Below are 26,790 nucleotides of genomic sequence, written 5' to 3'. Positions count from 1 at the left end.
CTCAGTGCACGCCGTCCGCCGGCTCGAAAGAATCGGCGCGCGCACGGCGCCAGTACTGCTCGAAGCCTGGTGTGCGCCAGGCGACTTCACCCCGCTCTGCAGCCAGCAATTCGCCTGGGCGCAAGTAGATCAGCAGGTTCGCCAGCCGCCCCACCTCGAAACCCGACACCCGCCTGAGGATGTGATCGGCCGTGATGTCGTTGGGGTGCTGCAAACCAGCAGCCTGCACCAGCTCCCGCAGCGCATACAGGGTGTTGTGATGGAAGCGGTACACCCGCTCGGCCTTGTCCGGCACGACCAGGGCACGCTGTCGCCAGGGGTCCTGCGAGGTGACGCCGGTGGGACATTCGCCCGTGTGGCAGCTCTGCGCCTGGATACAGCCCAGTGCGAACATAAAGCCGCGTGCTGAATTGCACCAGTCGGCGCCCAGGGCCATCATGCGGGCAATGTCGAACGCGCTGATGACCTTGCCGGCGCAACCGATCTTGACGCGGTGGCGCTCACCCAGCCCGACCAGGGTGTTGTGGACCAGGAGCAAGCCCTCCTGCAAAGGCGCGCCCACGTGGTCGGTGAACTCCAGCGGGGCAGCCCCGGTGCCACCTTCGGCCCCGTCCACCACGATGAAGTCTGGCCAGATGCCGGTTTCGCGCATGGCCTTGGCCATCGCGAACCACTCCCACACGTGGCCCACGCAGAACTTGAAACCCACCGGCTTGCCGCCCGACAGCTGGCGCAAGCGCTCGATGAATTGCATCATCTCGATGGGCGTCGAGAAGGCCGAGTGCATGGCCGGCGACACACAGTCCTTGCCAACCGGCACGCCGCGTGTGGCGGCAATCTCGATCGTCACCTTGGGGCCTGGCAGCACGCCGCCGTGGCCCGGCTTGGCGCCCTGGCTGAGCTTGAGCTCGATCATCTTGACCTGAGGCTCGCGCGCATTGGCCATGAACTTGTCCGCATCAAAACGGCCATCGTCCGTGCGGCAGCCGAAGTAGCCCGAGCCGATCTCCCAGATCAGGTCGCCGCCCGGTTCGCGGTGGTACTGGCTGATGGAGCCCTCGCCTGTGTCATGGGCAAACCGCCCCTTCCTGGCACCCGTGTTCAAGGCCAGGATGGCATTGGCGCTCAGCGCCCCGAAACTCATGGCGGAGATGTTGAACACGCTGGCGCTGTAGGGCTGGGTGCAGGAGGAGCCACCCGCGCCGATCGTCACCCGGAAATCCTGGGAGGGCACCTCGCTGGGCGCGATGGAATGGCTGATCCATTCATACCCCGTGGCCCCGACATCCCGCTGGGTGCCGAAAGGCCGCTTGTCAGACTCCCCCTTGGCGCGCTGGTAAACCAGCGAGCGCTGCTGGCGCGAAAACGGCGCCGCCTCGTTGTCACTCTCGATGAAGTACTGGCGCATCTCGGGCCGGATGAACTCCAGCAGGTAGCGCAGGTGCCCCATGACGGGGTAGTTGCGCAGCACCGAACGGCTGGTCTGGCGCATGTCGTTGAGGCCCAGCAGGGTGAGCCCCGCGCCCAGGCCGGCCATCCACACGCCCGACTCGTGGCGCGTGAAGGTCCACACGACCGCCCCCGCCACGGCCACCAACACCGACAAGGCCCAGGCGCCATAACGAACGGGCACATACTCGTTGAGCCAGAGTAACCACCTGGGCATGCATGTCTCCTTGTAGATGCCAGGGCGCCTGCGGCAACACACCGCCAACGGCGGTGGCCCCGCGCACTTCGGGCACCCTGACACCATGCTAAGTCTCGCCTGCGCAGGCCAGTCCCCGGCACAACGCGACAAAACGACCTCAGATTGTGAAATATGCCCGCGCGACACTCGGCGGCAAATGGCGCTACACTGATACCTATAGCGCCGATTTGTCCGGATTGCGGGCGCTCAAGAAATTCCGCTAAAGAGGGCGCTGCACACCGGCCCCTGCTTTCATGCGAGGCCGGTTTTTTGTTGTCCACTCGATCTGCTAGCGTCATGTCCACTCTCGGGGTCGTCACCCCTGCTTCCATGCACTTCGGCACGCCGCTGTCGCTGCAAAGCGGCGCGGTGCTGCGCGACTACACCCTCGTCTACGAAACCTACGGCCGCCTGAACGCCGACCGCAGCAACGCCGTGCTGGTGTGCCACGCCCTGAACGCCTCGCACCACGTGGCCGGCCTGCACGCCGACGAAAACGGCCAGCCCCTGCCCAAGAGCCAAGGCTGGTGGGACAACATGATCGGCCCCGGCAAACCGCTGGACACCGACAAGTTCTTCGTCATCGGCATCAACAACCCGGGCTCGTGTTTTGGCTCGACGGGCCCGATGCACACCAACCCGGACACCGGCAAGATTTATGGTGCCGACTTCCCCGTGGTGACGGTGGAGGACTGGGTCAACGCGCAGGCCCGCGTGCTGGATCGCCTGGGCATCGACAAGCTGGCGGCCGTGCTCGGCGGCAGCCTGGGCGGCATGCAGGCGCTGAGCTGGACGCTGCAATACCCCGAGCGCGTGCGCCATTGCGTGGCCGTGGCCACCGCGCCGAACCTGTCGGCCCAGAACATCGCCTTCAACGAGGTGGCCCGCCGCGCCATCGTGACCGACCCGGACTTCCACCACGGCCACTTCTACGAGCACGGCGTGGTGCCTCGCCGCGGCCTGCGTGTGGCGCGCATGATCGGCCACATCACCTACTTGTCCGACGACGTGATGGACGAGAAGTTCGGCCGCGCCATGGTCGGGCGCGAGGCCAATGAAGAGCCCGCCTACAGCACGCAGAACATCGAGTTCCAGGTGGAGAGTTACCTGCGCTACCAGGGCGACAAGTTCAGCGACTACTTCGACGCCAACACCTATTTGCTGATCACGCGCGCGCTGGATTATTTCGACCCGGCCCGCGCCCATGGCGGCAAGCTGTCTGCCGCGCTGGCCAAGGCCCTGGCCAAGTTCCTGGTCATCAGCTTCACGACGGACTGGCGCTTCTCGCCGGCACGCTCGCGCGAGATCGTCAAGGCGCTCGTGGACAACCGCCACGACGTGAGCTATGCCGAGATCGACGCGCCGCACGGCCACGATGCCTTCCTGCTGGACGACCCGCGCTACCACGAGGTGGTGCGCGCCTACTTCGAGCGCATCGCCCTGAGCCTCAATGAGCAGGCGGCCCCGCTGAGCACGCTCAATGGCCAAGCCGTGAAGATGGCCGTGTGATGGACAAGAGCATGAGCAACGACCGCCCCATCCACCAGATCATCGCCGACCTCATCCCACCGGGCTCCCGTGTGCTGGACCTGGGCTGCGGTGATGGCGCCCTGCTGGCCTACTTGCGTGACCACCGCCAATGCACCGGCTACGGGGTGGAGCTGGACGACACCAAGGTGATCGCCTGCGTCAAGCGCGGGGTCAACGTCATCCAGCGCAACCTGGAAGAAGGCCTGAGCCTGTTCGAGGACAACAGCTTCGACGTGGTGCTGCAGCTCGACACGCTGCAACACCTGCGCAATACCGAAGCCATGCTGCGCGAGACGGCACGCATCGGCCGCATCGGCCTGGTGAGCTTCCCCAACTTCGCGCACTGGGCGCACCGCCTGAGCGTGCTGCGCGGGCGCATGCCGGTGACCAGGACCCTGCCCTACCAGTGGTACGACACGCCCAACATCCGCGTGGCCACGCTGGCCGACTTCGAGGTGCTGGCGCGCAAGAACGGGCTGCGCATCCTGGAATCCTTCGGCCTGCATGGCGGCGAGGTGGTCACCCGCTGGCCCAATCTGCTGGCCAGCACGGCGGTGTTCAAGTTCGAGCGGGGTTGATGGCCGCGCCCCGGCTGGCCTGAACGCGCGCACGGTTGCCCCAAAAGAAAAACGCCCCTCGCGGGGCGTTTTTCATGGGTGCTTCAAATCGACTGGGGTCGATCAGAAGTTGTGCTTGATACCAACGGCGTAGGATTGACCAGAGGAGTCATTGCCCGTGTTGGCGCTCTGGCGGTTGTTCATGAACGCGCCAAACACGCTGGTGCGCTTGGACAGGTCATAGTTGTAGCCGATCGAGAACACGTCATCCTTGTTGGATGCCTGGCCTGCGACCTTGTGGTTCAGGTTGCCGAACGAAGCCATCACCGAGGCCTTCTCGGTCACCGGCACGCTCACGCCCAGTTGATAGATCTTGTCCTTCAGATCGTTGGTGTCGTCCTTGATGTAGGTGTACTGGGCAAAGGCCTTGAGCACACCGAAATCGTAGCTGGCACCCAGGTCCGTCACTTTGGACTTGGCGTAGTAGGTCGTGGCATTGGGCTTGTCGGTCAGGCCGCCCTTCACATAGGTCAGCATGGCGCTGAACGGGCCAGCGTTGTAAGAACCAGCCAGCGCGTAGCTGTTCGTGGTGTCGGGCGTGGAGGTTTCCTTGGCAGCGTACTGACCGATGGCCTGGAAGCCAGAGAACACGGGCGACTCATAGGTCACCGAGTTCACCCAGCCGGTGTCGAACTTGACGCCGGAGTTGGGGATGCTGGTTTGCACAGCCGGCGTCAGGTAGTTCAGGTGACGCATCGTCGGCGAGAACGTCATCGAGCTGCCGAAGGGGTTGTAGGTGTAGGCCGAGGTGAACAGGGGGTTGTCGTATTGACCCAGTGCGACCTTACCGAAACCGCCGCTCAGCGCGACGTTGGAAGCACGGCTCCAGAAGCCACCAGCCTTGTTGGCGTAGTTACCGGCCGCTTCGCCCGTATCGACACCCAGGAAGGATTCCAGCGTGAATTCAGCCTTCAGGCCACCACCCAGATCTTCAGAACCGGCCAGACCAACGAAGCTGGTCATCATGTCGCCGCTTTGAACCTTGGTCACGCGAGAGGACGTACCCTTGGCGTGAGCCGTTTCATAAGAACCAGCGTCCATTTCCAGGTAGCCGTACAGCTTGACGCTCGATTGGGCTTGGGCAGCGCCAGCCATAGCCAGCAAGGCGGCCACAGCCACCAGGTTCTTCTTTGCAAACATTGAGTTCTCCTAGCAATGAGATGAACAGAAATTTGAACAAGGAGGGTGCCCAAACAGGCTCCCAACCGTGAAGTTCATTGTGGGACGGAAAGTCCGCCGGAGATTCGATAAGCAAGAATCGTGACAGCTTTAGTCCCTGGTTTTGGCCCATTTTCGTTGTCAACAGGCTACAAAATGCAATTTACACATACGTTTTCAGGACATTTTGCAGGCAAATCACTCGATTTGAGTTCGAAATTAATTGCCCAGGCAATCAACAACACAGACGCACAACAATGGTGCGAAGCGTGTTGGCCCATCATTTCTATTCGGACATTTATCCCCTGAATGGGGCGCGCGCCGTGCCGTTTCAGGGGTTCAGAACGGACAGGATCTGGTCGCCGTAAGCCTGCAGTTTTTTGGCACCGACGCCACTGATGCCGGCCAGCTCGCCCAATGTCTGGGGGGCAATGCGGGCCATGTCGGCCAGGGTGGCATCGTTGAACACGATGTAAGCCGGCAGGTTGTGCTCGCGCGCGACGCCGGCGCGCCAGGCACGCAGGTCGGCGAAACGGGCCAGGGCGTCCCCGGTGAGGTCGGCAGGCGCCGAGGCGGGCTTGCCGGCTCCCGGTTTGCCGGTCTTGCCCGTGCGACCCTTGCGGGGTACCTCGACGGCCTCTCGCAAGGTCAGCTTGATCTCGCCCTTGAGCACCGCGCGGGCGCTGTCGGTGAGCGCCAGGGTGTTGTACTCGCCTTCCGCCACCACATGGCCCAGGGCCACCAATTGGCGCAAGACGGCGCGCCACTGGTTCTCCGACAAATCGGCGCCAACACCGAAAGTGCTCAAGGTCTGGTGCCCGTATTGCTGCACCTTGTCGGTCTGCTTGCCACGCAGCACGTCGATGAGGTGCCCCGCGCCAAAGCGTTGCTGGCCGTGCTGCCAGAAGCGGTAGATGCAACTGAGCAGCTTGCGGGCGGCCTCGGTCCCATCCCAGGTGGCAGGTGGGTTCAGGCAGTTGTCGCAGTTGCCGCAACGGGCCCCCAAGCTCACCCCATCCGGGTCTCGCTGCCCCCCAAGGGGGCGCTGCCCGCCTTGGGGCGGCCCGGCGGCGGGCGGCTCGCTTCCATAGTTCTCACCGAAGTAAGCCAGCAGCCGCACGCGACGGCAGTCATGGGCTTCGGCCATCGCCAGCAGGGCATCGAGCTTGCCGCGCTGCACGCGCTTGAAGTCGTCGTTGGCCGGGCTCTCGTCGATCATGCGGCGCTGGTTGACCACGTCGGCCAGGCCGTAGGTCAGCCAGGCGTCGGCAGGCTGGCCATCGCGACCGGCGCGGCCCGTCTCCTGGTAATAGGCCTCGATGTTCTTGGGCAGGTCCAGGTGGGCCACGAAGCGCACGTCGGGCTTGTCGATGCCCATGCCGAACGCAATCGTGGCCACCATGACCAGGCCATCTTCGCGCAGGAAGCGGTCTTGGTGTTTCTTGCGCAGGGCCGCGTCCAGCCCGGCGTGATACGGCAGTGCGCTGATGCCCTGCTCGTTGAGCCAGGCGGCGGTTTCTTCCACCTTCTTGCGGCTCTGGCAGTAGACGATGCCCGCGTCGCCGTCGTGCTCGTCCTGGATGAAGCGCAGCAGTTGCTTGCGGGGTTCGTCTTTTTCGACCAGGGCGTAGCGGATATTGGGCCGGTCGAAGCTGCTGATGAAAACGCGCGCGTCCTGCAGCTGCAGGCGCTCGATCATGTCGGCGCGGGTCTGGTCGTCGGCGGTGGCGGTCAGCGCCAGGCGGGGCACGTCGGGGAAGCGCTCGTGCAGCAGGCTGAGCTGCAGGTAGTCTTCGCGGAAGTCGTGGCCCCACTGGCTGACGCAGTGCGCCTCGTCGATGGCAAACAGGCTGAGCAGGCCGCGCTCGTGCAGGCTGGCCAGTTGCGCCTGAAAGCGCAGGTTGGTCACGCGCTCGGGCGCCGCATACAGCATCACCATGCGGCCGGCCATCATCTCGCGCTCGATGCGCTGGGTGTCTTCGAGGCTCAGCGTGCTGTTCAGGAAGGCCGCGTGCACGCCGACTTCTTCTAGCGCGCCGACCTGGTCGTGCATCAGGGCGATCAGGGGCGAAACCACCACGGTGACACCCTTGCCGCCACGGTGGCGCGCAATGGCCGGGATCTGGTAGCACAAGCTCTTGCCGCCGCCGGTGGGCATCAGCACCAGGGCATCGTGGCCCGCCGTGACGTGGTCGACGATGGCCTGTTGCTGCCCTCGGAAAGCGGCATAGCCGAAGACCTCCTGCAGGATCGTCAAGGGCTGGGTGGGCAATGCCTCAAGGGCATCGGCGGCAGGCAGGGCGGACACAGATGGTGGGGGTGACGGCAATGGTCAGCGCCCACATCATGAAACACATCGCACAAATCCGGGGGGCGCACAGCGCGTATTGTCGCCGGAGTCGCCCCGGTGAAATCGCCTCGCGGCACCCGCCCCCTTTCGGAGGGCGCCCAAAGGTGTGCTTGACGTCAGGTACGGAAGAAGCTGACCGAGCCTTGCAAGGCTTGCGCCTGCTGCTGCAGCGAGGAGGCGGCGGCTGCGGCCTGTTCCACCAATGCGGCGTTTTGCTGCATGGTGTTGTCGATGGCGCCAATGGCCTGGCTGACCTGGCTGATACCGGACGCCTGCTCGCGCGCGGCCACCGTGATCTCGGAGATCACCTCGCGCACCTGGCGCACGGCCTGCACGGCTTCGGCAATCGTGTTGCCCGCTTCGCCCACCAGGTTGCCACCGCGGTCCACACATTCCACGCTGGCGTTGATGAGCGACTTGATCTCGCGGGCGGCGTTGGCGCTGCGCTGGGCCAGGGCCCGCACCTCGGACGCCACCACGGCGAAGCCCCGACCCTGTTCGCCAGCGCGTGCTGCTTCCACAGCCGCGTTCAGGGCCAGGATGTTGGTCTGGAAGGCGATGCCGTCGATCACGCCGATGATTTCGGAGATCTTGCGCGAGCTGGTGTTGATGTCGTTCATGGTCTGCACCACGTCATTGACGACGGCGCCACCGCGCTCGGCCACTTCACTGGCTCGGGTGGCCAGATCCTGCGCCTGGGCGGCGTGGTCGGCGCTGTGCTGCACGCCGGTGCTCAGCTGGCCGATGGTGGCCACGGTTTCCTGCAGGTTGGAGGCCTGGGCTTCCGTGCGCGCAGACAGGTCCATGTTGCCCGACGCGATTTCGCTGGAGGCATGCGAGACCATGTCGGCGGCATCGCGCACCTGGCTGACGACACGCACCAGGCTGTCGTTCATCTTGCCCATGGCGGCGCGCAACTGGCTGACCTCGTCTTCGCCTTCAGCGTGGATGGCCACGCGCAGGTTGCCGCTGGCCACCTCGGTCGCCGCTGACACGGCTTGATGCAGCGGGTCGGTGATGCTGCGCAGGATCAGCCAGGCCGCTGTGGCCCCGGCACCCAAGGCCAGCACGACCAGGCCCAACATGCCCCAGATGGCCGACTGCATGCGGGCCTTGGCCACATCCACGGCTTGCGCCTGCATGGTCTTGGCTGATGACATCACACCCGCGACGATGCCGTCGATCTTGGTGGTGGGTGGGCGGTCCATGCCTTTGACCAGTTTGTCCACGGCATGTGCGCCCTTGTCCGGGTCAGCCTGATCGTAGTGCGTCAGGGCGTCCAGGTATTTGGTCTTGAGATCGATCAAGGCGGCCTGCGCCTCGTCGATGTCGGAGGTGGGCAGGTCCAGCTGAGCCATCACGCGCTTCAAGTCATGAAGCTTGGCCACCGACACCTCGCCTTCTTTGACAAAGGCCTTGCTGTATTTGTCGAACGAGGCCGGATCGCCACCGCGCAGCAGGGTGTTCTTCCACTCCTGGATCTGGATCTTGAAGGCCACCTGCGCACCCCGAGCCAGGTCAATGGCGTTTTCGAAGTTTTGTGCTTTTTGTGCGCAGGCCTCGAACTGGGCCTCGTCAGCCTTGAGTGCCCACAAGGCCGTGCCGCCAACGGCCAGCAGCGCCATGCTCATGACGCCGCCCAGCACGGCGACACGCGTACCAATCTTCAGTTGTCCGAAGTTCATCACCGCCCCTGGTTCATACGGGCTGTTTGGCATCGCCAGCCCGTTGGCGAATAGCCGGTGGCTGGTTCGCGCCTTGATGCGATGCGACCCAGCGTGCAACTTCTCCGGCTGAAGTAAACCGCTTTATCGGTTGGATCTCAGCTGACTTGAGGGATCACGGCCGCTGAGTAAGCCGAGAAAAACGCCTCGGGCATGCGCCGGACCTTGCCCTGGGCGATGTCCACGCACACAAAATGCGTTTTGCCGCGGAAAACGGTCGCGCCATCTGCCTGGCGGACAAACTGGTAGTGGCGCTGCAGCGTGAGCTTGTCGGCATGCGTCAACCAGGTGGCCAGCACCAGCTCGTCGCCCAGGCGGGTGGCCTGGATGTAGGTCAGCTCATGCTGGCGCACCACCATGCCATGGCCCAGCGCCTCGTACTGAGCCGGCCCCAGGCCCAGCGCGATGGAATGAGCCCAGGCCACGTCCTCCAGCCACTGCAGGTACACGACGTTGTTCGTGTGGCGCATCAGGTCGATATGCTGATCCTGCACGGTCACATTCAAGAGGTGGGGATGGGGGTGATCCCATTGGATGGCTGTCATGGCTTGCGTTTGATCCGGATTGGCGCAATGATGCCATTTCGGCCCTGGGAGTCCTGCCATGAACCTGTCGAAGTGCGTGTTCATCGTCACCGGCGGCTGTTCGGGGCTGGGTGCCGCGACCAGCCAGATGGCCTGGGAGGCCGGTGCCCGTGTGCTGCTGGCGGACCGCAGCGCGCCCGCTTCAACGCACCCCTTGGCCCAGCTTGACCCGCATCAGGAGCGCTGGTGCTGGCAAGACACCGATGTCAGCGACGACACCCAGGGCTCGGCCGCCGTCTACATGGCGCAGGATCGCTTCGGGCGTGTGGACGTGCTGGTCAATGCCGCCGGCGTGGCCTTCGCCGAATGCCTGCACGGCCGCGAGGGCCCGCACCAGTTGTCCACCTTCCGCAAGGTGATGGAGGTCAACCTGCTGGGCAGCTTCAACATGATGCGGCTGGCCGTGCCAGTGATGATGGCTTCGCCGCCGCGCGCCGATGAGGCTGCGGGCGCCTGCCGGGGCGTGATCATCAACACGGCGTCCGTGGCCGCCTTTGAAGGGCAGATGGGGCAAGTGGCATTTGCCGCCTCCAAAGGTGGGGTGGCCGCCATGACCTTGCCAGCCGCGCGTGATCTGGCGCGTGAGCGCATCCGTGTCATGGCCATTGCGCCGGGGGCTTTCAGCACACCACTGACCGCCGGCTTGCCACCGGAAACCCGCGCGGTGCTGGCTGCCAACGTGCCCTGCCCTGCACGCCTGGGGGCACCCGCCGAGTACGCGGCCCTGGTGCGCCACATCGTGGAAAACGAATACCTCAATGGCGAGGTGATCAGGCTGGACGGTGGGCTTCGCCTGGCTGCTGGCTGAGTCGTGCTCAAGGTAACTTGGCCGGCATGCTTGCAAACGAAAAATCAGTAGGAACCCTGACAAATAGCCGGGCACAGTTGGCGCTGCACATGGCATGATCTCGGCATTCTTGAGTGTCACTCAATTTTCTCCGTGCCCAGCCTGCAACGCACCACCCCTCGCCGCGCCAAATCCCTGGAGCGCATTCAGACTTTGCTGAGTGCGGCTCGGCAGGTGTTTTCGCAGCACGGCTACCAGCGTGCCACCACCGCCCAGATTGCCGAAGCGGCGGGCGTGTCCGAGGCCACGGTGTTCACCTACTTCCCGGGCAAGCGCGAGCTGTGCATCCAGGTCATCAAGGATTGGTACGACGAGATCAGCAGCGAGCTGGAGCGTGACGTGCCCCGCCTGCACGGCGTGCACGCCAAGCTCAGCCACGTGGTGCGCGCCCACCTGGTCACCCTGCTGGCCGATGGCTCGGGCATGTGCGCCCTGGTGCTCGGCGAGGGCCGCGCAGCCGAGCCCGAACTGGCCAAGGTCATTGCCGACTGCAAACGCCGCTACACCGCGCCCTTAATGGACTGCCTAGCCGAGGCACAAGCGCAAGGCCAGGTCCGCGCCGACATGCCGCTGCGCCTGCTTCGCGACCTGGTGTATGGCTCGATGGAGCATGTGCTGTGGGACGCCATCACCACGATGAAGCGCCCGCGCATCGACACCACGGCCGAGCAACTGACCGAACTGATCTGGAGCGCGCTGATGCCGCGTGACGCGTCCCTGGCGGCCTTGAGCCGCTTCAAGGATGAAGTCAGCGAGGCGCTGCGCCACATCCACCCGAAAGACTGAACCCGCCATGCCCGTCATCGAGACCCAACTCAACCCACGCTCGGATACCTTCAAGGCCAATGCCCAGGCCATGCAGGCCCTGGTGGACGACCTGGAAGCCCAACTGGGCCGCATCGCACTGGGTGGTGGCGAAGCGCCGCGCGCCAAGCACCTGGCCCGCGGCAAGCTGCTGCCGCGTGACCGCGTGGAACAACTGCTGGATGCGGGCTCGCCGTTTCTGGAAGTGGCGCCGCTGGCCGCGCTCAACATGTATGACAACGCCGCGCCCAGCGCCGGTGTGATCGCCGGGGTGGGCCGTGTAGCGGGCGTCGAGTGCATGATCGTGTGCAACGACGCGACCGTCAAAGGCGGCACCTACTACCCCATCTCGGTCAAGAAGCACCTGCGTGCCCAGGAGATCGCCGCGCAGAACCGCCTGCCCTGCATCTACCTGGTGGACTCGGGCGGCGCCAACCTGCCCAACCAGGACGAGGTCTTCCCGGACCGCGACCACTTCGGCCGCATCTTCTACAACCAGGCCAACATGAGTGCTGTCGGCATCCCGCAGATCGCTGTGGTGATGGGCTCGTGCACGGCCGGCGGCGCCTATGTGCCCGCCATGAGCGACGAGACCATCATCGTGCAGAACCAGGGCACCATCTTCCTGGGTGGCCCGCCGCTGGTGAAGGCCGCCACGGGCGAAGTGGTGAGCGTGGAAGACCTGGGCGGTGGTGACGTGCACACGCGCCTGTCCGGCGTGGCCGACCACCTGGCGCGCGATGACGCCCATGCGCTGGCCCTGGCCCGCCAATGCGTGGCCCGTCTGAACTGGCGCAAGACAGCTGACATCGCCCTGATCGAGCCACGTGCGCCCTTGTACGACCAGGCCGAACTCAACGGCATCATCCCCACCGACACGCGCAAGCCCTTCGATGTGCGCGAGGTGATCGCCCGCCTGGTGGACGGCTCGGAGTTCGACGAGTTCAAGGCGCGCTACGGCAGCACCCTGGTCTGCGGCTTTGCCCACATCGAAGGCATGCCCGTGGGCATCGTGGCCAACAACGGCATCCTGTTCTCGGAGAGCGCCAACAAGGGCGCGCACTTCATCGAGCTGTGTTGCCAGCGCAAGATCCCCCTGCTCTTCCTGCAGAACATCACCGGCTTCATGGTGGGCCGCAAGTACGAGAACGAAGGCATTGCACGCGCCGGCGCCAAGATGGTCACCGCCGTGTCGTGCGCACAGGTACCCAAGTTCACCGTGATCATCGGCGGCTCGTTCGGTGCCGGCAACTATGGCATGTGCGGCCGCGCCTACAACCCGCGTTTCCTGTGGATGTGGCCGAACGCGCGCATCAGCGTGATGGGTGGCGAGCAGGCCGCCAGCGTACTGGCCACGGTCAAGCGCGATGGCATCGAGGCCAAGACGGGCCTCAAGGGCGAAGCCGCCTGGAGCGCCGATGACGAGGAGGCCTTCAAGGCACCGATCCGCGAACAGTACGAGGCACAGGGCCACCCGTATTACGCCTCTGCCCGCCTGTGGGACGACGGCGTGATCCGCCCCACCGACACCCGCCGCGTGCTGGCCCTGGCCATGAGTGCCAGCCTCAACGCACCGATTGGCGACACACGCTACGGCGTGTTCCGCATGTAAGGAGCGCACGCATGTCCCGACTGGATATCCAGCATGAAGGCCACGTAGCCCATGTCTACCTGAACCGGCCCGAACTGCGCAACGCGTTTGATGCCGAGACCATTGCCGAGCTGACGCACACCTTCACGGAGCTGGCGGCAGACCCGACGCTGCGCGCCATCGTGCTGGGCGCGCATGGCAAGGCCTTCTGCGCAGGCGCCGACCTGAACTGGATGCGCGCCATGGCCGATTTTTCCTGGGCCGAGAACCACACCGACGGCGCACGCCTGGCCAACATGCTGTGGACCATTGCCAGCAGCCCGGTGCCGGTGATCGCCAAGGTGCAAGGCGATTGTTATGGTGGCGGCGTAGGCCTGGTGGCCTGCTGCGACGTGGTGGTGGCATCTCGCCAGGCGGGCTTCTGCCTGTCGGAAGCCAAGCTGGGCCTGATCCCCGCAACCATCAGCCCGTATGTGATCGATGCCATTGGTGAACGTGCCGCGCGCCGCTACTTCGTGACGGCCGAGCGCTTCAGCGCCGAGCGCGCGCAGCTGATCGGCCTGGTGCACGAGGTGTGCGATGCCGACACGCTGCACGAGACCACGCAGCAGGTGGTGCACAGCATCGTGCACAACGGCCCGGTGGCCGTGCGCGCCTGCAAGCAGCTGGTCAAGGACATCGGCAAGATGCCCCTGAGCACCGACCTGCGCGACCTGACCGCACGCCGCATTGCCGACATCCGCGCCAGCGACGAAGGCCGCGAGGGCGTGCAGGCCTTCCTGAATAAACGCACTCCGGCCTGGCAGCTTGATGCCAAGCCTAAAGACTGAACACGACGGGATCACTTCAACATGTTCAACAAGATCCTGACCGCCAACCGCGGTGACAAGGCCATCGGCCTTGCGGCGCAGCCAAATCGCATGGACACGCACAGCGTGTCGCAGGCGAGTTCACCGCGGGAGCTGTGATGTTCCAGAAGATATTGATTGCCAACCGCGGTGAAATCGCCTGCCGAGTGGCTGCCACCGCACGCCGCATGGGCATCCGCACCGTGGCCGTCTACTCGGATGCCGACGCCCACGCCCTGCACGTGCAGGCTTGCGACGAGGCCGTGCACATCGGCCCGGCCAGCCCGCGTGAAAGCTACCTGCGCGCCGACCGTATCCTCGAAGCGGCCAAGGCCACCGGCGCCCAAGCCGTGCACCCCGGCTACGGCTTCCTGAGCGAAAACGAAGACTTCGCCCAGGCCTGCGAGGCCGCCGGCATTGCCTTCATCGGCCCACCCGCCTCGGCCATTGCGGCCATGGGCAGCAAATCCGCCGCCAAGGCCTTGATGGAAAAGGCCGGCGTGCCGCTGGTGCCCGGTTACCACGGCGACCAGCAAGACCCGGCTTTCCTCAAGGAGCAGGCCGGCATCATGGGCTACCCCGTGTTGATCAAGGCCAGTGCCGGTGGGGGTGGCAAGGGCATGCGCGCCGTCCAGCAAGCGGCGGACCTTGAAGCCGCGCTCGCATCCTGCCAGCGCGAAGCCCAGGCCAGCTTTGGCAGCGCCCATGTTCTGGTTGAACGCTATGTGCAGCAACCGCGGCACATCGAGATCCAGGTCTTTGGCGACACGCACGGCCACTACGTGCACCTGTTCGAGCGTGATTGCTCGGTGCAACGCCGCCACCAGAAGGTGCTGGAAGAAGCCCCGGCACCCGGCATGACGCCCGAGCGCCGCCGCCAGATGGGTGAAGCCGCCATCGCCGCCGCACGCAGCGTGGGTTATGTGGGCGCGGGCACCGTCGAGTTCATCTGTGAGCAGGACGGCCGCTTCTACTTCATGGAGATGAACACCCGCCTGCAGGTCGAGCACCCGGTCACCGAAGCCATCACCGGCCTGGACCTGGTCGAGTGGCAACTGCGCGTGGCCGCGGGCGAGCCCCTGCCTCTGCAGCAGGACCAACTGCAGATCAAGGGCCACGCCATCGAAGCCCGCATCTGCGCCGAGAACCCAGCGCAGCAGTTCCTGCCGGCCACCGGCGCGCTGCAGGTCATGCGCACGCCACCGGCTTCATCATTCGAGGTATCCCCCGTTCGCATTGACAGCGGCGTGCGCGAAGGCGATGTGATCTCGCCTTACTACGACTCGATGATCGCCAAGCTCATCGTGTGGGGCGAGGACCGCACCGCCGCCCTGAGCCGCCTGGATGCCGCCCTGCGCGACCTGCACATCACCGGCCTGCACACCAATGTGGGCTTCGTGCGCCGCGTGATCCACACGCCATCGTTCTCGCAAGCGAAGCTGGACACGGCCCTGATCGAGCGCGAGCATGCGGCCCTGTTCCAGGCGCCCGGCGTGGGCACGGACGTGGCCATTGGTGCGGCCATGGCCAGCCTGCTGCCCACCGAACCAGCCCACACAGCCAGCCCACGTGACCCCTGGTCCACACCGGATGGCTGGCGCCTGCATGGTGCCCCTCGCCACCGCGAGGTGCTGCTGCACGAGGGCCAGCCCGTCACGGTGACCAGCACCCGCTTGGGCCCCACGCAATACCAGCTCGAATTCGGCGAGCACAGCGTCATGCTGACGCTGCACGGTGCGCACGCTGACACGCTGGACATCAGCCTGGCCACCGGCGCGCATACCCAGCGCCTGCGCGTGTCGGTGTACCGCCATGGTGACGACATCCACGTGTTCACGCCTCAAGGCGCCGTGCACCTGCAGGACGTGAACCCGCTGACCCAGGTCGACCAGGGCCACCATGGCACCGGCCGCCTCACCGCCTTGATGCCCGGCAAGGTCGTGGCCTTGCTCGTGAAGGAAGGCCAGGTCGTCAAGCAAGGCGAGCCCCTGGCCGTGACCGAAGCCATGAAAATGGAACACACGCTGACCGCGCCGCAAGCGGGCACCGTCTCTGCCATCCTGTGCGCCGTGGGCGACCAGGTGGCCGAGGGCGTCGAGCTGCTGCGCATCGAAGACTGAGGTGCCATCATGTACAAGCCATCCAACTTCCCCTCGCACGTCACGCTGGTTGATGTGGGCCCGCGCGATGGCCTGCAAAACGAGGGCCGCCCCGTGGACGCCGCCGACAAGATCGCCCTGGTGCACCGCCTGCAGGACGCGGGCTTGCGCCAGATCGAGGTCACCAGCTTCGTGAGCCCAAAGTGGGTGCCACAGATGGCCGACAACGCCGAGGTGATGGCAGGCATCCAGCGGATGGAGGGCGTGCGCTACTCGGTGCTCACACCCAATATGAAGGGCTTTGAAGGCGCGCTGGCAGCGGGTGCCGACGAGGTCGTGATCTTCGCGGCGGCCAGCGAGGCCTTCAGCCAACGCAACATCAACTGCTCGATTGCCGAATCCATCGAGCGCTTCCGCCCCGTGGTGGACGCGGCCAAGGCCACGGGCAAGCGCGTGCGTGCCGCCGTATCGTGCGCGCTGGGCTGCCCTTATCAAGGCGAGGTGACGGTGGAAGCCGTGGAAGACGTGGTCAAGCGCCTGCTGGACATCGGCAGCGACCACATCGGCATTGCCGACACCATCGGCGTGGGCACGGCCGGCCGCGTGAAGGCCGTGATGGAACGCGCGCTCAAACATGTGCCATTGGCCGAACTCAGCGGCCACTTCCACGACACCTATGGCCAGGCGCTGACCAACATCTACGGCTGCCTGGAGCTGGGCATCCACACCTTCGACACCAGCGTGGCCGGCCTGGGCGGCTGCCCTTACGCCAAGGGCGCCACCGGCAACGTGGCCACCGAGGACGTGGTCTACCTGCTGCATGGCCTGGGCATCCACACCGGCATCAAGCTGGAAAAACTGGTGGACGCCGCCGACTTCATCTCGGGCGTGCTGGGCCGCAAGCCCGTCTCCCGCGTCAGCAATGCCTTGCTGGCCAAGCGCGCCCACCCCACGCATTGATCTTTCACATTCACCCGAACACACAAGCGACCGAGGAGACCCCCACATGAACCTGCCAGGCCTCAATCACCACCTGGGTGAAGACATCGATGCCCTGCGCGACGCCGTGCGCACTTTCGTGGCCAAGGAGCTGGCCCCCATCGCCGCCGATGTCGAGCGCGAGAACGCCTTCCCCACCCCCATCTGGAAGAAGCTGGGTGACCTGGGCCTGCACGGCCTCACGGTGACCGAGGAATACGGCGGCACCAACCTGGGCTACCTCGCGCACATGGTGGCCATGGAAGAAGTCAGCCGGGGCAGCTCGGCCGTGGCCCTGAGCTATGGCGCGCACTCCAATCTGTGCGTCAACCAGATCTTCCGCAACGGCAGCGAAGCACAGAAGCGCACCTACCTGCCCAAGCTGATCAGCGGTGAGCACGTGGGTGCGCTGGCAATGAGCGAGCCCAATGCCGGCTCGGACGTGGTGAGCATGAAGCTGCGCGCCGATGCCAAGGGCGACCGCTACGTGCTAAACGGCAGCAAGATGTGGATCACCAACGGCGGTGATGCCGACACGCTGGTGGTCTACGCCAAGACCGAACCCGAAATGGGCGCCAAGGGCATGACGGCTTTCATCATCGAAAAGGGCTTCAAGGGCTTCAGCAAGGGCAACAAGCTCGACAAGCTGGGCATGCGTGGCTCCAACACCTATCCGCTGTTCTTTGAGGACTGCGAGGTGCCCTTTGAAAACGTGCTGGGTGGCGTGGGCAACGGCGCCAAGGTGCTGATGAGCGGCCTGGACTACGAACGCGCCGTGCTCTCAGGCGGCCCGCTGGGCATCATGCAGGCCGTGATGGACAACATCGTGCCCTACATCCACGAGCGCAAGCAGTTTGGCCAGGCCATCGGCGAGTTCCAGCTCCTGCAAGGCAAGGTGGCCGACATGTACACCATGCAGCAGGCCGTCAAATCGTTTGCCTACACCGTGGCCAAGAACCTGGACGCACTGGGCAAACAGCACGCCCGCCATGTGCGCAAGGACTGCGCCGCCCTGATCCTGATGGCCGCCGAGAAGGCCACCTGGATGGCCGGCGAAGGCATCCAGATCTTCGGTGGCAACGGCTACATCAACGACTACCCACTGGGTCGCCTGTGGCGCGACGCCAAGCTGTACGAGATCGGCGCCGGCACCAGTGAGATCCGCCGCATGCTGATCGGGCGGGAGCTGTTTGCCGAGACGATGTGATCCGGCAAGATCGGATCAAGCCTGGCGGCGACGGGCTGCAGCGGCGATGCCGACCAGGCCCAAGCCCATCAAGGCGAAGGTGGCGGGCTCCGGGACTGCCGTGATGGACACCAACGTTGCATCGCCATATATCTTGACGTCATTCACGATGGCGCCGGCACCGGCGCCAATCACACTGCGGCCTTGCTCCATGTACGCGCCCTGATGCAACTGGCCGACCCGCGCCTGCAGGAAAGCCATGAAGTCAGCATTGGTCCAAGCATCCCATTTGGCCGGCTCACCAGGTTCGGTCAACCAGATGCCTCGCATGTACGACGCATTGCCATCGGTCGAAAGCCACTCCGAGTCTGTGCTCAGGGTCAGTTGCGTGCCCGCAACCATGTACGAGGGAGCCCCGCCAGAAGCCGGCGTGTACAGGTCGTAATAGGCCATGTTGTAGCTCGACATGGGCTCGCCCAGGTTGGACAGGGCACCTCTGACTTGTTCGGTAAACGGCGAGGTCGAGGAAGGGCCGCTGGCATAAACAGCACCGAACAGCTTCATGCCCTGCAATTCCGAGAAGGCCGGGGGCTGGATTGCCTCGCCCAGCTCGAAGTGCACCACATAGCTGAAGCGCTGCGACTGGAACAGCTGATCCCGACTTTCGACGTACGCCCCATCCTGGGTCCCTACGACGATCCGTGACGTGGCAGTCACATCGAATGTGAGGTCGTATGCCTCGGCCTGCGCCGCCAGGCTTGTCAAGGACAGGGCCACCATGGCCAGCATGCCGCGATAACGCATCAAACGCTCCCCTTTTTATTCAAGACATTGACAGGCGGACACATGGGCCATCCGCGCCCAGTCATCGCTCTGTTGATGACCAAGAGCCTAACATTGGCGGTGCAATGCAGGTAGATCGTTGGCCGGCGCATCCCTTGACTTGAGGGACTTGCCCCTGCCACCCTGATCCTCATGGCTACCGAGACGATGTGAGTTGATCTCCAAGAAAAAGCCGGCCATGCAAACCTGCCTTTCTTGTGGCCTCTCGGCGCGAGCTTGCAGGTGATCAGGCAGTCTGTTGACGACGACGCACCGCGGCCACCAGAGACAAGCCAAGCCCCATCAACAGGTAGGTGGCAGGCTCGGGCACGACCACCACAGAGCGAATCACCACATCCCCATATATGGACACATTGTCATGCAGGGTGGGTGGCGGCGGCGTCACCCCACCCAACAGTGCGTAGGGTGACTGGGAGCTGAGGTCATACGACTCCTTATAGGCGCCCACGAGTGTCTGCCCGACCAGCGACTGCCAGTGCGCCACGAACTCATCGGGAGACCATGGCTTCAAGCTTGAGGCGGCAATGGGTGTGCCCTGGGTTTCCCACGATACGCTACGGCCATACTGCTCATATCCGGCCTCACTTGACCAGGACAGCCCCACGCTCAGGAATGCCCGTTGAGACACGGCCGCAGGTGCCACCACAGTCGCAGTTTTAGGCACGAACAGCAGGTAGCCCGCATAGCCGTTATTGATTAGGACTGACACATTCCAAGGTGCCGTCGCCACCAAAGAGGCAGCAAAAGGTGATGGCGTGGTCACAGCGCCGTAGAAAAGCCCCGACTGAACGACGTTACTCGCGCTCAAAGACGGGGCAAACAGGGCACCGTCCCTTCTCAGGCCAAAGCTCTCCGAGTAGCTGAACGTTTCCGGCACAAAGCCAGCATCATCGGTGACGGTGTACGTGCCATTGACAACGTGCCCCACGGCGCGCGACTTGGCCATCACGTCCATGGTCACCATCACGGATTGAGCATGGACGCACTGGTTCGCCAACGCCACGACCAAAGCAATCCAAACTGGACGCATGTTCATCCTGTGCCCCCCTGCCTCTGTACTACATGTGCCGGGGCAGCTTACCAGTTCAGATGCCAGCCGTGGGGCGATGCTTGCCCCCTCATCTGCGTGATGTCGCCGTTGCAGTTATCCGGTCGGTAGGCCAGGTCGTCAAACCGGCCCACCTGGCACCAGCGAGATCCGTCGCATGCTGATCGGGCGGGAGCTGTTTGCCGAGACGATGTGAGGCGGGCGCGGCACACTGCGCTGCAATAAAGAAAAAGCCGGTCACCAGGACCGGCTTTTGGGTGGCCTCTCGCCCCACGCTTGTGGGCGATCAGGCTGTTTGCTTGCGGCGGCGCACCACCGCCACCAAGGACAGGCCCAGGCCCATCAACAGGTAAGTGGAAGGCTCAGGCACCACGGCCACCGAACGGATCGTGACATCCCCCAGCACGCGCAGCGCGTCCATGGAGATCACCGGTTCGCCGCCGGCATACAACAAGCCCACCGACTCCTCGTACCGACCAAATCCGGCCTGCCCAACCTTCGATTGCAAGAAGCTGGCGAACTGCCCGCCTGTCATCGCATGCAGCGCGTCGCTGGGCATGATCTCACCCAGCGCGCTGAAATCAAATCCACGCCGGTAGGCCACCGAGGCCGTGCCCGGCGCGCCACTGGACAGCCAGACTTGCCCCGTCCCGACGCTACCCAGGATATGCACAGGCTCCGTGGGCACATCAACGACAGGCGTGGATTGCTCGATGTAGGCGAAAGCTCTGGCCGGTGTCACGGCACCTGCCGGATCAGGCAGCAGCGCCATCATGGCTGCAGAAAACGGGCTCTGAGAGACCCAGTTGGCAGGGCTGTCGATGAAGGTCGATGTGGCGTTGCGCAGCAAAGGGTTGACCGTCAGCGCCCCTTCCTCGGTGAACGGGTGATCCAGATCGATGCGCACCGTGAATTCGAAGTGTTGCGGCACAAAACCCGCAACGCTGTCGTAGATCACGGCACCTTGCTCCACACGCCCGGCCTGGTACACGTTGGCCGCCACATCGGCCACCAGCTCCAGGGTCGCGGCTTGCGCCTGTGCCATACACAGCACGGCGGCAGCAGCCAGCGTTGTCTTCCATGACATGAAGGTCTCCCTTTGGACTTTTTGCTGGCCGGCTCAGGCAGCCTGACGGCGGCGACGCACCAGCGCCACAGAAGACAGGCCCAGGCCCATCAGCAGGTAAGTCGAAGGCTCCGGCACCACGGCCACCGAGCGGATCGACACATCGCCGCTGATCCAGATGCCATCCTGTGCAACCAGGGCATCGGGGGCGTCAGAGATCAGGATCACATCGCCTGGCGGGTTCGTTTTTTGCACCCACTTCGTGATCGATTCGTTGAACGCGCCCACCTGCGTCTGCCCCACCTTGGACTGCAGATAGCTGACGAACTCCTGCGAGCTCATGGGCTGGAACTGGCTGTTCGGCACGGGCGCAGCAGCGCCGGCGAAATTGAAACTGCGACCATAGGCGATCGTCGTGGCCAGCCCATCAGCCACCGCTTGCCAGGCGCCGCCGCCCGCGAAGCCGGTCTGGATGTTCACCGCCTGCGCACCCGCCATGGGGAAGAACGACAGGTCCCTGGTGGACGACTCGGCATACACCTGCGTCGTGCCGGGCGACAGCACCGGCGCACCAGGGGGCACCAGGCCGATCAGCGTGGCCGAATACGGTGTCAGCGAGGTTTCGCCGCCCTGGAAAAAGGTGCTGGTCGTCAGCTGCTCGCCACCCGTCCCGTTGGTGGACTGAACCGGGTAGACGGTAGGCTGATCCAGGTCGAAACGGATCAACCACTGGAACTGCGCAGGCACGAAAGACGGGTCATTGGTGGTGACCACGCCGCCTTGTTCCAGGTGCGACTGTTGCAGGTTGGTTGCCATGACATCCACCACCATTTCCACGGTGCTGGCTTGTGCGGTGAACGTGCTGGCTGCCAGAACGGCAGCGGCCAAACAAGTACGCATCCACATACTTGACTCCCTCAGGTTGATTGGATTTGTGCAGACAGCCGGTCATCGACCGGGTGCAAAAAGCATAGCAGTTCAGCCCCGCCTGAGGGGGCTTTCAGTCGTGCACAAGCCCCCTCGATTGAATGGGGGCCGTTCAGGCCATCAACGCAAATTACCCGTATGCCCCAGGCAATACCGCCCCGGCTGCGGCCACACCACCAGCCCGTGCGGCTCGGCGCCCACCTTGATCTGCTGGACGTTGCCGTTGGCGGTATCGAAGCGGTAGACCACATCGTCAAACCGGCCTGACAACCACAGCCATTTGCCGTCGGCGCTCACGTTGCCCATATCGGGGCTACCGCCACCGGGCACGGGCCAGCGGGCGATGATCTTGTCGGTGGCGAAGTCGATGACGGTCACGCCGCCGGGGCCGTTGCGGCCACCATGGATCTTGTGCGAGCCGCGGTTGGCCACATACAGGCTCTTGCCGTCACGGCTGGGGTACAGGCCGTGCGCGGCCACGCCGGTGGTGATGAAGCCGATCTCCTTGAGCGCGTCGCCATCAAGGATGTGCACGCCATCGGCCTCCATGTCGGCCACGTAGAAGCGCTTGCCGTCCGGCGAGATGCGGATGTCCTGCGGCATGCCCTTCTTGGAGGTGCAGATTTCGGTGTCGGGCAAGCCCTGGGGCACGGGCTTGTCCTTCAGGCGGGTGGCGGGCATCTTGAGCTTGAGGTAGCCCATCACCTCGCGCTTGACCAGGTCGACCTTGGCCACGCTGCCCTCAAACTCGCAGGTGAAGAGGGCGTAGCGGCCGTCGATGGAGAAGTCCGCGTGGTTGATGCCACCGCATTGCGGCACCTCGATCGCGTACTGCATGGCCATGGTGTGCGGATCACGGAAGTCCAGGCGATGGCGGGCCTCGGCCACCACGATGGCGGACTTGCCATCGGGCGAGAAGTACATGTTGTAGGGGTCGTCCACGGCCACGTTTTTGCCGGGCTTGCCGGTGCGCGGGTCCACCGGGGTGAGGCTGCCGGTGAGCTTGCGTTCGGCATTGTTGGCCACCCACAGGGTGCGCAGGTCCCATGAGGGGATGACGTGTTGCGGCGCGTCGCCCACCTTGAACTTGTCGACCACTTTCATCTTGGCCGGGTCGATCACGTAGACATCGTGCGAACGCAGATTGGGCACGTAGATGCGCTCCAGATCCTCGCGCACGGCGGGCAGCATCTTGGCCGGGCCGCTGGTTTCGCTGTAGAGGTTGCGCGCATCAACCACCGGCGGCATGCCCGGCACGGTGGTAATGGCCGCCGGGGTGGCCGAAGCAATGGGGGCGGCCGGTTGTTGGGCCGAAACGGTGCGGTAAGCCAGCAAGGCTGACACGGCAGCGGCGGTGGCGGCCAGGGTCAGGCCACCAGCCAGCATCTTGTTGTTCGAGGACATGCGCTCTCCAGGGACGAATAAGGGATCAACGCGCGCGCTGCGCCGCACGGATCGCCGCGACGGATGATTCCACAATCTGCTGCACACCGATCTGACCCAGATCAGCGCTGGCACGGCGTGGGTCGCCGGTGACGCCATTGTGCGCCCCCGGCTTGAAGCCCTGCGCCATGAGCTCGGTCCGCACGAGGTGGGGGTCGATCGCCAGGCTCAGGGCGGTGTCGGCCAGGCCAGCGTGCGTGCCGATCTCGGCTTCGCTGTACCCGCGCCGCTTGAGTTCGGCCACGAAGTCGGTCTGTGTGACGCGGTAGTAGGCGCTCAAGGCCGTCACGTGGCAGGCCGGGTCTTTGGCCCAGGCCTTGTTGAGTTTGGCCGCCACGCGCTCTTCACTCTTCTGGTAACCGCCATGGTCCCCCAGGAAGACCACGTCGCGAAAACCGTGCTGCTTGAAACTGCGCGCGGTGCCCTCCAGCATGGCCTCGAAGGCGGCCTCGGGGATGGAGATGGTGCCGGCAAAGCGCATGTGCGCCACGGGGGGCTCGATGCTGCCCTCGGGCACGTAGGCGATCACCGGGGCGACCACGGCATTGCCCAGGCGCTGGGCAATCTGGCCAGCCAGGGTGCGGGCGCGCACATTGTGTTTGCCCAGCACCAGGTGGGGGCCGCTTTGCTCCGTCCCGCCAATGGGCACCAGCACGGTGGTGGTGCCGGCGGCGACACGCGCCGCCAACTCGGGCGAGGTCATCTCTTCGATGTAGGGGCTGGTGGCGGCCAGCGCCTGGGCGCTCAGGGCCAGGCCGAGCAGCAGCGTCAGCGGGCCGGTCAGCCAGTGGGTTCGCGTCTTCATGCGCGCATCCTAAAACGGAAGCCACCCGGGGATGGCTGAAAAAGACCAGGTTTACAACAGCGGTGCACCTCGGCAAACCGGGGCCAGCGCGATGCGGAGACAATGCCCGCATGACAGAGCGAAGCTACCACCATGGCAACCTGCGCGCCGCGCTCATCGAAGCGGGTCTGGCGGCGCTGGAAAAAGGCGAAGACGGCCCCTTGAGCCTGCGCGCCATCGCGCGGGATGTGGGCGTGTCGGCCAATGCGGCCTACCGCCACTTTGCAGACAAGCAGGCGCTGTTGAGTGCCCTGGCCGCCGAGGGCTTCCGGCGCTTCACCCAGGCCCAGGCCGAGGCCCTGGCTGGTGCCCGCGACACAGGCGACGCGCGGTTGACCGCGGGCCGCGCCTACATCGGGTTTGCGCGCCAGCACCCTGCCCTTTTCAGGCTGATGTTCAGCCACTTCCTGCATGCCAGCCAGGACCCGGACCTGCTGCAGACCGCCAAAGCCTCGTTCGACGGGCTGCTGGCCTGGTCGGCCCAGGAAACCGGCACCGAGCCCCACAGCCCCGAGGCCCTGCGCCAGGCCATCGCGCGCTGGAGCATGGTGCACGGCCTGAGCCACCTGATCCTGGACGGGCAACTCGCGTTTCTGGACGAGCAGACCGACGCCCTCATCGAGCAGGTGCTGGGGCTGTACGCCTCTGCCACAGCGGCTACATCAGGCCCCCAGCGGTAAGCCGTCCACAAAGGCCTTGAGCTCGCCCGGGCCCATGGCCTGCCAGGGCTCGTTGAGCGTCAAGGGCTCGGTGGCGATCACCGCCACGCGGTCGCCTTCCTGGGCCATGTCGGCGAAGTTGACGGCGATGTCCTGGTCCTGCAGGCGGGCCATGCCAAAGGGGTGCTGGCGCACCAGGTAATGCAGCTTGGTCGAGCAGTGCGCCCACAAGGCTTCACCCTGGCTGAGCATGAAGTTGAAGGTGCCGTGCCGCGCCACCTGGGGCACCAGCTCACGCAGGGTGGTCGTCAGTTCGGTCACGCTGGGCATGCTGGCGTGGCTCTTGGCCAGCTCCTGCATCAACCAGCAGAAGGCCCGCTCGCTGTCGGTATCACCCACCGGGCGGAAGGCCGCGTGCAGCTTGGGTTGGAAATCCAGCAGGTTGCCGTTGTGCGCAAAGGCCCAGTAGTGGCCCCACAGTTCGCGCACGAAGGGGTGGCAGTTCTCCAGCGCCACGCGCCCTTGCGTGGCCTTGCGGATGTGGGCGATCACGTTGCGGCTTTTGATCGGATAGCGCTTGATCAGCTCGGACACGGGCGACACGCTGGCCGCCTGGTGGTCCACGAGCAGGCGCAGGCCGCGCCCCTCGAAAAAGGCGATGCCGAAACCATCGGCGTGCTCACAGGCCCGGGTGGCAAAACCCGAGAAGCTGAAAACGATGTCGGTGGGGGTGTTGCAGTTCATGCCCAGCAACTGGCACATGGTGAGGCACTCCTGGGGAAAAACGCATCAAGGCATAAGCAGATTTGGCATGTTAGCCCCCCAACGCGCCTGCAGGCCATGGCACCATCAGCAGATTCAGGCATCGGCGTCAGACGAACGCGCAGCGGCCATCAGCCAGGACGGCAACTCATCCAGGCTCACGACCTGCTGGGCACCGCCCTGCCGGATGGCTTCTCTGGGCATGCCAAACACCACGCAGCTGGCCTCATCCTGCGCGGCGGTCTTCGCACCAGCATTGGCCATGTCCTTCAAGCCACAGGCACCGTCGTCGCCCATGCCCGTCATCACCACGCCAATGGCATGGCGCCCGGCACATTGCGCAACCGACTTGAACAGCACGTCGGCATTCGGGCGATGGTGGTTGACCAGCGGGCCATCGAACACCTCGACCACATACTGTGCACCGCTGCGCTTGAGTCGCATGTGACGCCCGCCCGGCGCAAACAGCACGCGACCGTTGACGACGCGGTCCCCGTTCTTGGCTTCCAGCACTTCCAGCTCGCAAAGCCCGTTGAGGCGCTCTGCCAGGCTGGCCGTGAAATTCGGTGGCATGTGCTGCACGATGACCATCCCCGGCGCCGTGCGAGGCAAACGGGTGAGCACGGACTCGATCGTCTGGACGCCGCCCGTGGAGATGGCCACGGCGATCACCCGATCAGAGGCCACCGCCGTGGCGTCCTGCGCCCCAGGCGCCAACGGCGATCGGGCGTGGGCATGAACATGGGCGGCGGGTCTGGGCGCGCCTGGGCTGGTACGCCGCAAGGCCGACATATCGGCCTTGGCCGCAGCACGTACAGCAGCGACGATGCCGTTGCGGTCGTCTTCCAGGAATTCCTTGAGGCCGACCTTGGGCTTGGTCACAAAACCCACCGCGCCGGCTGACATGGCCTGCATCGTGATCTGCCCGCCTTGCTCAGTCAGCGTGGAACACATGAGCACGGGTGTGGGCCGCTCAGCCATGAGTTGCTTGAGAAAGGCGATGCCGTTCATGCGAGGCATCTCGACATCCAGCACCAGCACATCAGGCCAATTGCGCTTCATGCGCTGCATGGCAAACAGGGGGTCCGCTGCCGCGCCGATGACTGTGAAGCCCGCTCGGGTCAGGAGCTCGGAGAGGTACCTGCGCACCACCGCCGAATCGTCCACGATCATCACATTGATCTCGTTCATGAGA

General features: G+C 64.8%; 23 protein-coding genes and 1 riboswitch. Of the genes, 10 read left to right on the top strand and 13 right to left on the bottom strand.

Annotated elements, in window-relative coordinates; all coding sequences use genetic code 11:
• Position 1: 1 nt before the first annotated feature.
• Positions 2-1,666 carry an FMN-binding glutamate synthase family protein gene (locus JY96_RS14315; RefSeq protein WP_035038421.1) on the bottom strand — a complete coding sequence of 555 codons (1,665 nt, stop codon included), beginning with the start codon at positions 1,664-1,666 and terminating at the stop codon, positions 2-4.
• 191 nt (positions 1,667-1,857) lie between these two features.
• A riboswitch (SAM riboswitch) is annotated at positions 1,858-1,932 on the top strand.
• A gap of 52 nt (positions 1,933-1,984) precedes the next feature.
• Between JY96_RS14315 and JY96_RS14310 the strand changes: the two genes are divergently transcribed.
• Positions 1,985-3,196, top strand: a complete 1,212-nt coding sequence (locus JY96_RS14310; RefSeq protein ID WP_052162537.1) for a homoserine O-acetyltransferase — start codon at positions 1,985-1,987, stop codon at positions 3,194-3,196.
• An 11-nt stretch (positions 3,197-3,207) separates the two neighbouring features.
• Positions 3,208-3,795 carry a methionine biosynthesis protein MetW gene (metW, locus tag JY96_RS14305; protein WP_035042878.1) on the top strand — a complete coding sequence of 196 codons (588 nt, stop codon included), beginning with the start codon at positions 3,208-3,210 and terminating at the stop codon, positions 3,793-3,795.
• Positions 3,796-3,897: 102 nt separating this feature from the next.
• Here the strand turns inward: metW and JY96_RS14300 are convergent, their stop codons facing one another.
• From JY96_RS14300 to JY96_RS14285, 4 genes are all read right to left on the bottom strand, one after another.
• Positions 3,898-4,974: a porin gene (locus tag JY96_RS14300; RefSeq protein ID WP_035038419.1), complete on the bottom strand. Its 1,077-nt coding sequence runs from the start codon at positions 4,972-4,974 to the stop codon at positions 3,898-3,900.
• A gap of 349 nt (positions 4,975-5,323) precedes the next feature.
• A complete protein-coding gene (locus tag JY96_RS14295; protein ID WP_035038418.1) occupies positions 5,324-7,300 on the bottom strand; it encodes a RecQ family ATP-dependent DNA helicase in 1,977 nt (658 codons plus the stop codon).
• Between the two features lie 158 nt (positions 7,301-7,458).
• A complete protein-coding gene (locus JY96_RS24150) occupies positions 7,459-9,027 on the bottom strand; it encodes a methyl-accepting chemotaxis protein (protein ID WP_035038415.1) in 1,569 nt (522 codons plus the stop codon).
• Positions 9,028-9,164: 137 nt separating this feature from the next.
• Positions 9,165-9,611: a thioesterase family protein gene (locus tag JY96_RS14285; protein WP_052162536.1), complete on the bottom strand. Its 447-nt coding sequence runs from the start codon at positions 9,609-9,611 to the stop codon at positions 9,165-9,167.
• Between the two features lie 58 nt (positions 9,612-9,669).
• Between JY96_RS14285 and JY96_RS14280 the strand changes: the two genes are divergently transcribed.
• The 7 genes from JY96_RS14280 (at position 9,670) to JY96_RS14250 (ending at position 18,024) form a co-directional block, all read left to right on the top strand.
• Positions 9,670-10,458: an SDR family NAD(P)-dependent oxidoreductase gene (locus JY96_RS14280; RefSeq protein WP_035038413.1), complete on the top strand. Its 789-nt coding sequence runs from the start codon at positions 9,670-9,672 to the stop codon at positions 10,456-10,458.
• Positions 10,459-10,590: 132 nt separating this feature from the next.
• Positions 10,591-11,283, top strand: coding sequence for a TetR/AcrR family transcriptional regulator (locus tag JY96_RS14275; protein WP_235333934.1), 693 nt, complete (start codon positions 10,591-10,593; stop codon positions 11,281-11,283).
• A gap of 7 nt (positions 11,284-11,290) precedes the next feature.
• Positions 11,291-12,913, top strand: a complete 1,623-nt coding sequence (locus tag JY96_RS14270) for a carboxyl transferase domain-containing protein (protein WP_035038410.1) — start codon at positions 11,291-11,293, stop codon at positions 12,911-12,913.
• A gap of 11 nt (positions 12,914-12,924) precedes the next feature.
• Positions 12,925-13,722 carry an enoyl-CoA hydratase/isomerase family protein gene (locus tag JY96_RS14265; RefSeq protein ID WP_035038408.1) on the top strand — a complete coding sequence of 266 codons (798 nt, stop codon included), beginning with the start codon at positions 12,925-12,927 and terminating at the stop codon, positions 13,720-13,722.
• A 137-nt stretch (positions 13,723-13,859) separates the two neighbouring features.
• Positions 13,860-15,860, top strand: a complete 2,001-nt coding sequence (locus JY96_RS14260) for an acetyl/propionyl/methylcrotonyl-CoA carboxylase subunit alpha (protein WP_035038406.1) — start codon at positions 13,860-13,862, stop codon at positions 15,858-15,860.
• Positions 15,861-15,869: 9 nt separating this feature from the next.
• A complete protein-coding gene (locus JY96_RS14255; RefSeq protein WP_035038404.1) occupies positions 15,870-16,799 on the top strand; it encodes a hydroxymethylglutaryl-CoA lyase in 930 nt (309 codons plus the stop codon).
• 46 nt (positions 16,800-16,845) lie between these two features.
• A complete protein-coding gene (locus JY96_RS14250) occupies positions 16,846-18,024 on the top strand; it encodes an isovaleryl-CoA dehydrogenase (RefSeq protein ID WP_035038402.1) in 1,179 nt (392 codons plus the stop codon).
• A gap of 15 nt (positions 18,025-18,039) precedes the next feature.
• On the opposite strand, the gene JY96_RS14245 is transcribed toward JY96_RS14250, so the two are convergent.
• The 6 genes from JY96_RS14245 to JY96_RS14220 form a co-directional block, all read right to left on the bottom strand.
• Positions 18,040-18,807, bottom strand: coding sequence for a PEP-CTERM sorting domain-containing protein (locus tag JY96_RS14245; protein WP_035038400.1), 768 nt, complete (start codon positions 18,805-18,807; stop codon positions 18,040-18,042).
• A 265-nt stretch (positions 18,808-19,072) separates the two neighbouring features.
• On the bottom strand, positions 19,073-19,882 hold the full coding sequence (locus tag JY96_RS14240) for a PEP-CTERM sorting domain-containing protein (RefSeq protein ID WP_035038397.1): 810 nt from the start codon (positions 19,880-19,882) through the stop codon (positions 19,073-19,075).
• A 298-nt stretch (positions 19,883-20,180) separates the two neighbouring features.
• A complete protein-coding gene (locus tag JY96_RS14235; protein ID WP_081961265.1) occupies positions 20,181-20,981 on the bottom strand; it encodes a PEP-CTERM sorting domain-containing protein in 801 nt (266 codons plus the stop codon).
• A gap of 33 nt (positions 20,982-21,014) precedes the next feature.
• Entirely contained in the window at positions 21,015-21,848 is an 834-nt protein-coding gene (locus JY96_RS14230) for a PEP-CTERM sorting domain-containing protein (protein ID WP_035038393.1), read from the bottom strand.
• A 159-nt stretch (positions 21,849-22,007) separates the two neighbouring features.
• A complete protein-coding gene (locus tag JY96_RS14225) occupies positions 22,008-23,291 on the bottom strand; it encodes a YncE family protein (protein WP_035038391.1) in 1,284 nt (427 codons plus the stop codon).
• 25 nt (positions 23,292-23,316) lie between these two features.
• Positions 23,317-24,135: a creatininase family protein gene (locus tag JY96_RS14220; protein WP_052162534.1), complete on the bottom strand. Its 819-nt coding sequence runs from the start codon at positions 24,133-24,135 to the stop codon at positions 23,317-23,319.
• 110 nt (positions 24,136-24,245) lie between these two features.
• On the opposite strand from JY96_RS14220, the gene JY96_RS14215 reads away from it, so the two are divergent.
• A complete protein-coding gene (locus JY96_RS14215; RefSeq protein ID WP_052162533.1) occupies positions 24,246-24,854 on the top strand; it encodes a TetR/AcrR family transcriptional regulator in 609 nt (202 codons plus the stop codon).
• On the opposite strand, the gene JY96_RS14210 is transcribed toward JY96_RS14215, so the two are convergent.
• Together JY96_RS14210 and JY96_RS14205 are read right to left on the bottom strand one after the other, a co-directional pair.
• Positions 24,837-25,595, bottom strand: a complete 759-nt coding sequence (locus JY96_RS14210) for a class II glutamine amidotransferase (protein ID WP_035038389.1) — start codon at positions 25,593-25,595, stop codon at positions 24,837-24,839. The genes JY96_RS14215 and JY96_RS14210 overlap by 18 nt on opposite strands.
• 96 nt (positions 25,596-25,691) lie before the next feature.
• Complete coding sequence (locus JY96_RS14205) at positions 25,692-26,786, bottom strand: chemotaxis response regulator protein-glutamate methylesterase (protein WP_035038387.1); 1,095 nt, start codon at positions 26,784-26,786, stop codon at positions 25,692-25,694.
• Positions 26,787-26,790 lie beyond the last annotated feature (4 nt).

Origin of the sequence: Aquabacterium sp. NJ1, from assembly GCF_000768065.1 — a bacterium.
Taxonomy (GTDB): Bacteria; Pseudomonadota; Gammaproteobacteria; order Burkholderiales; family Burkholderiaceae_C; genus Aquabacterium.
The sequence above is the reverse complement of the archived record's forward strand: the minus strand, read 5'-3'. Positions and strand labels throughout refer to the sequence as shown.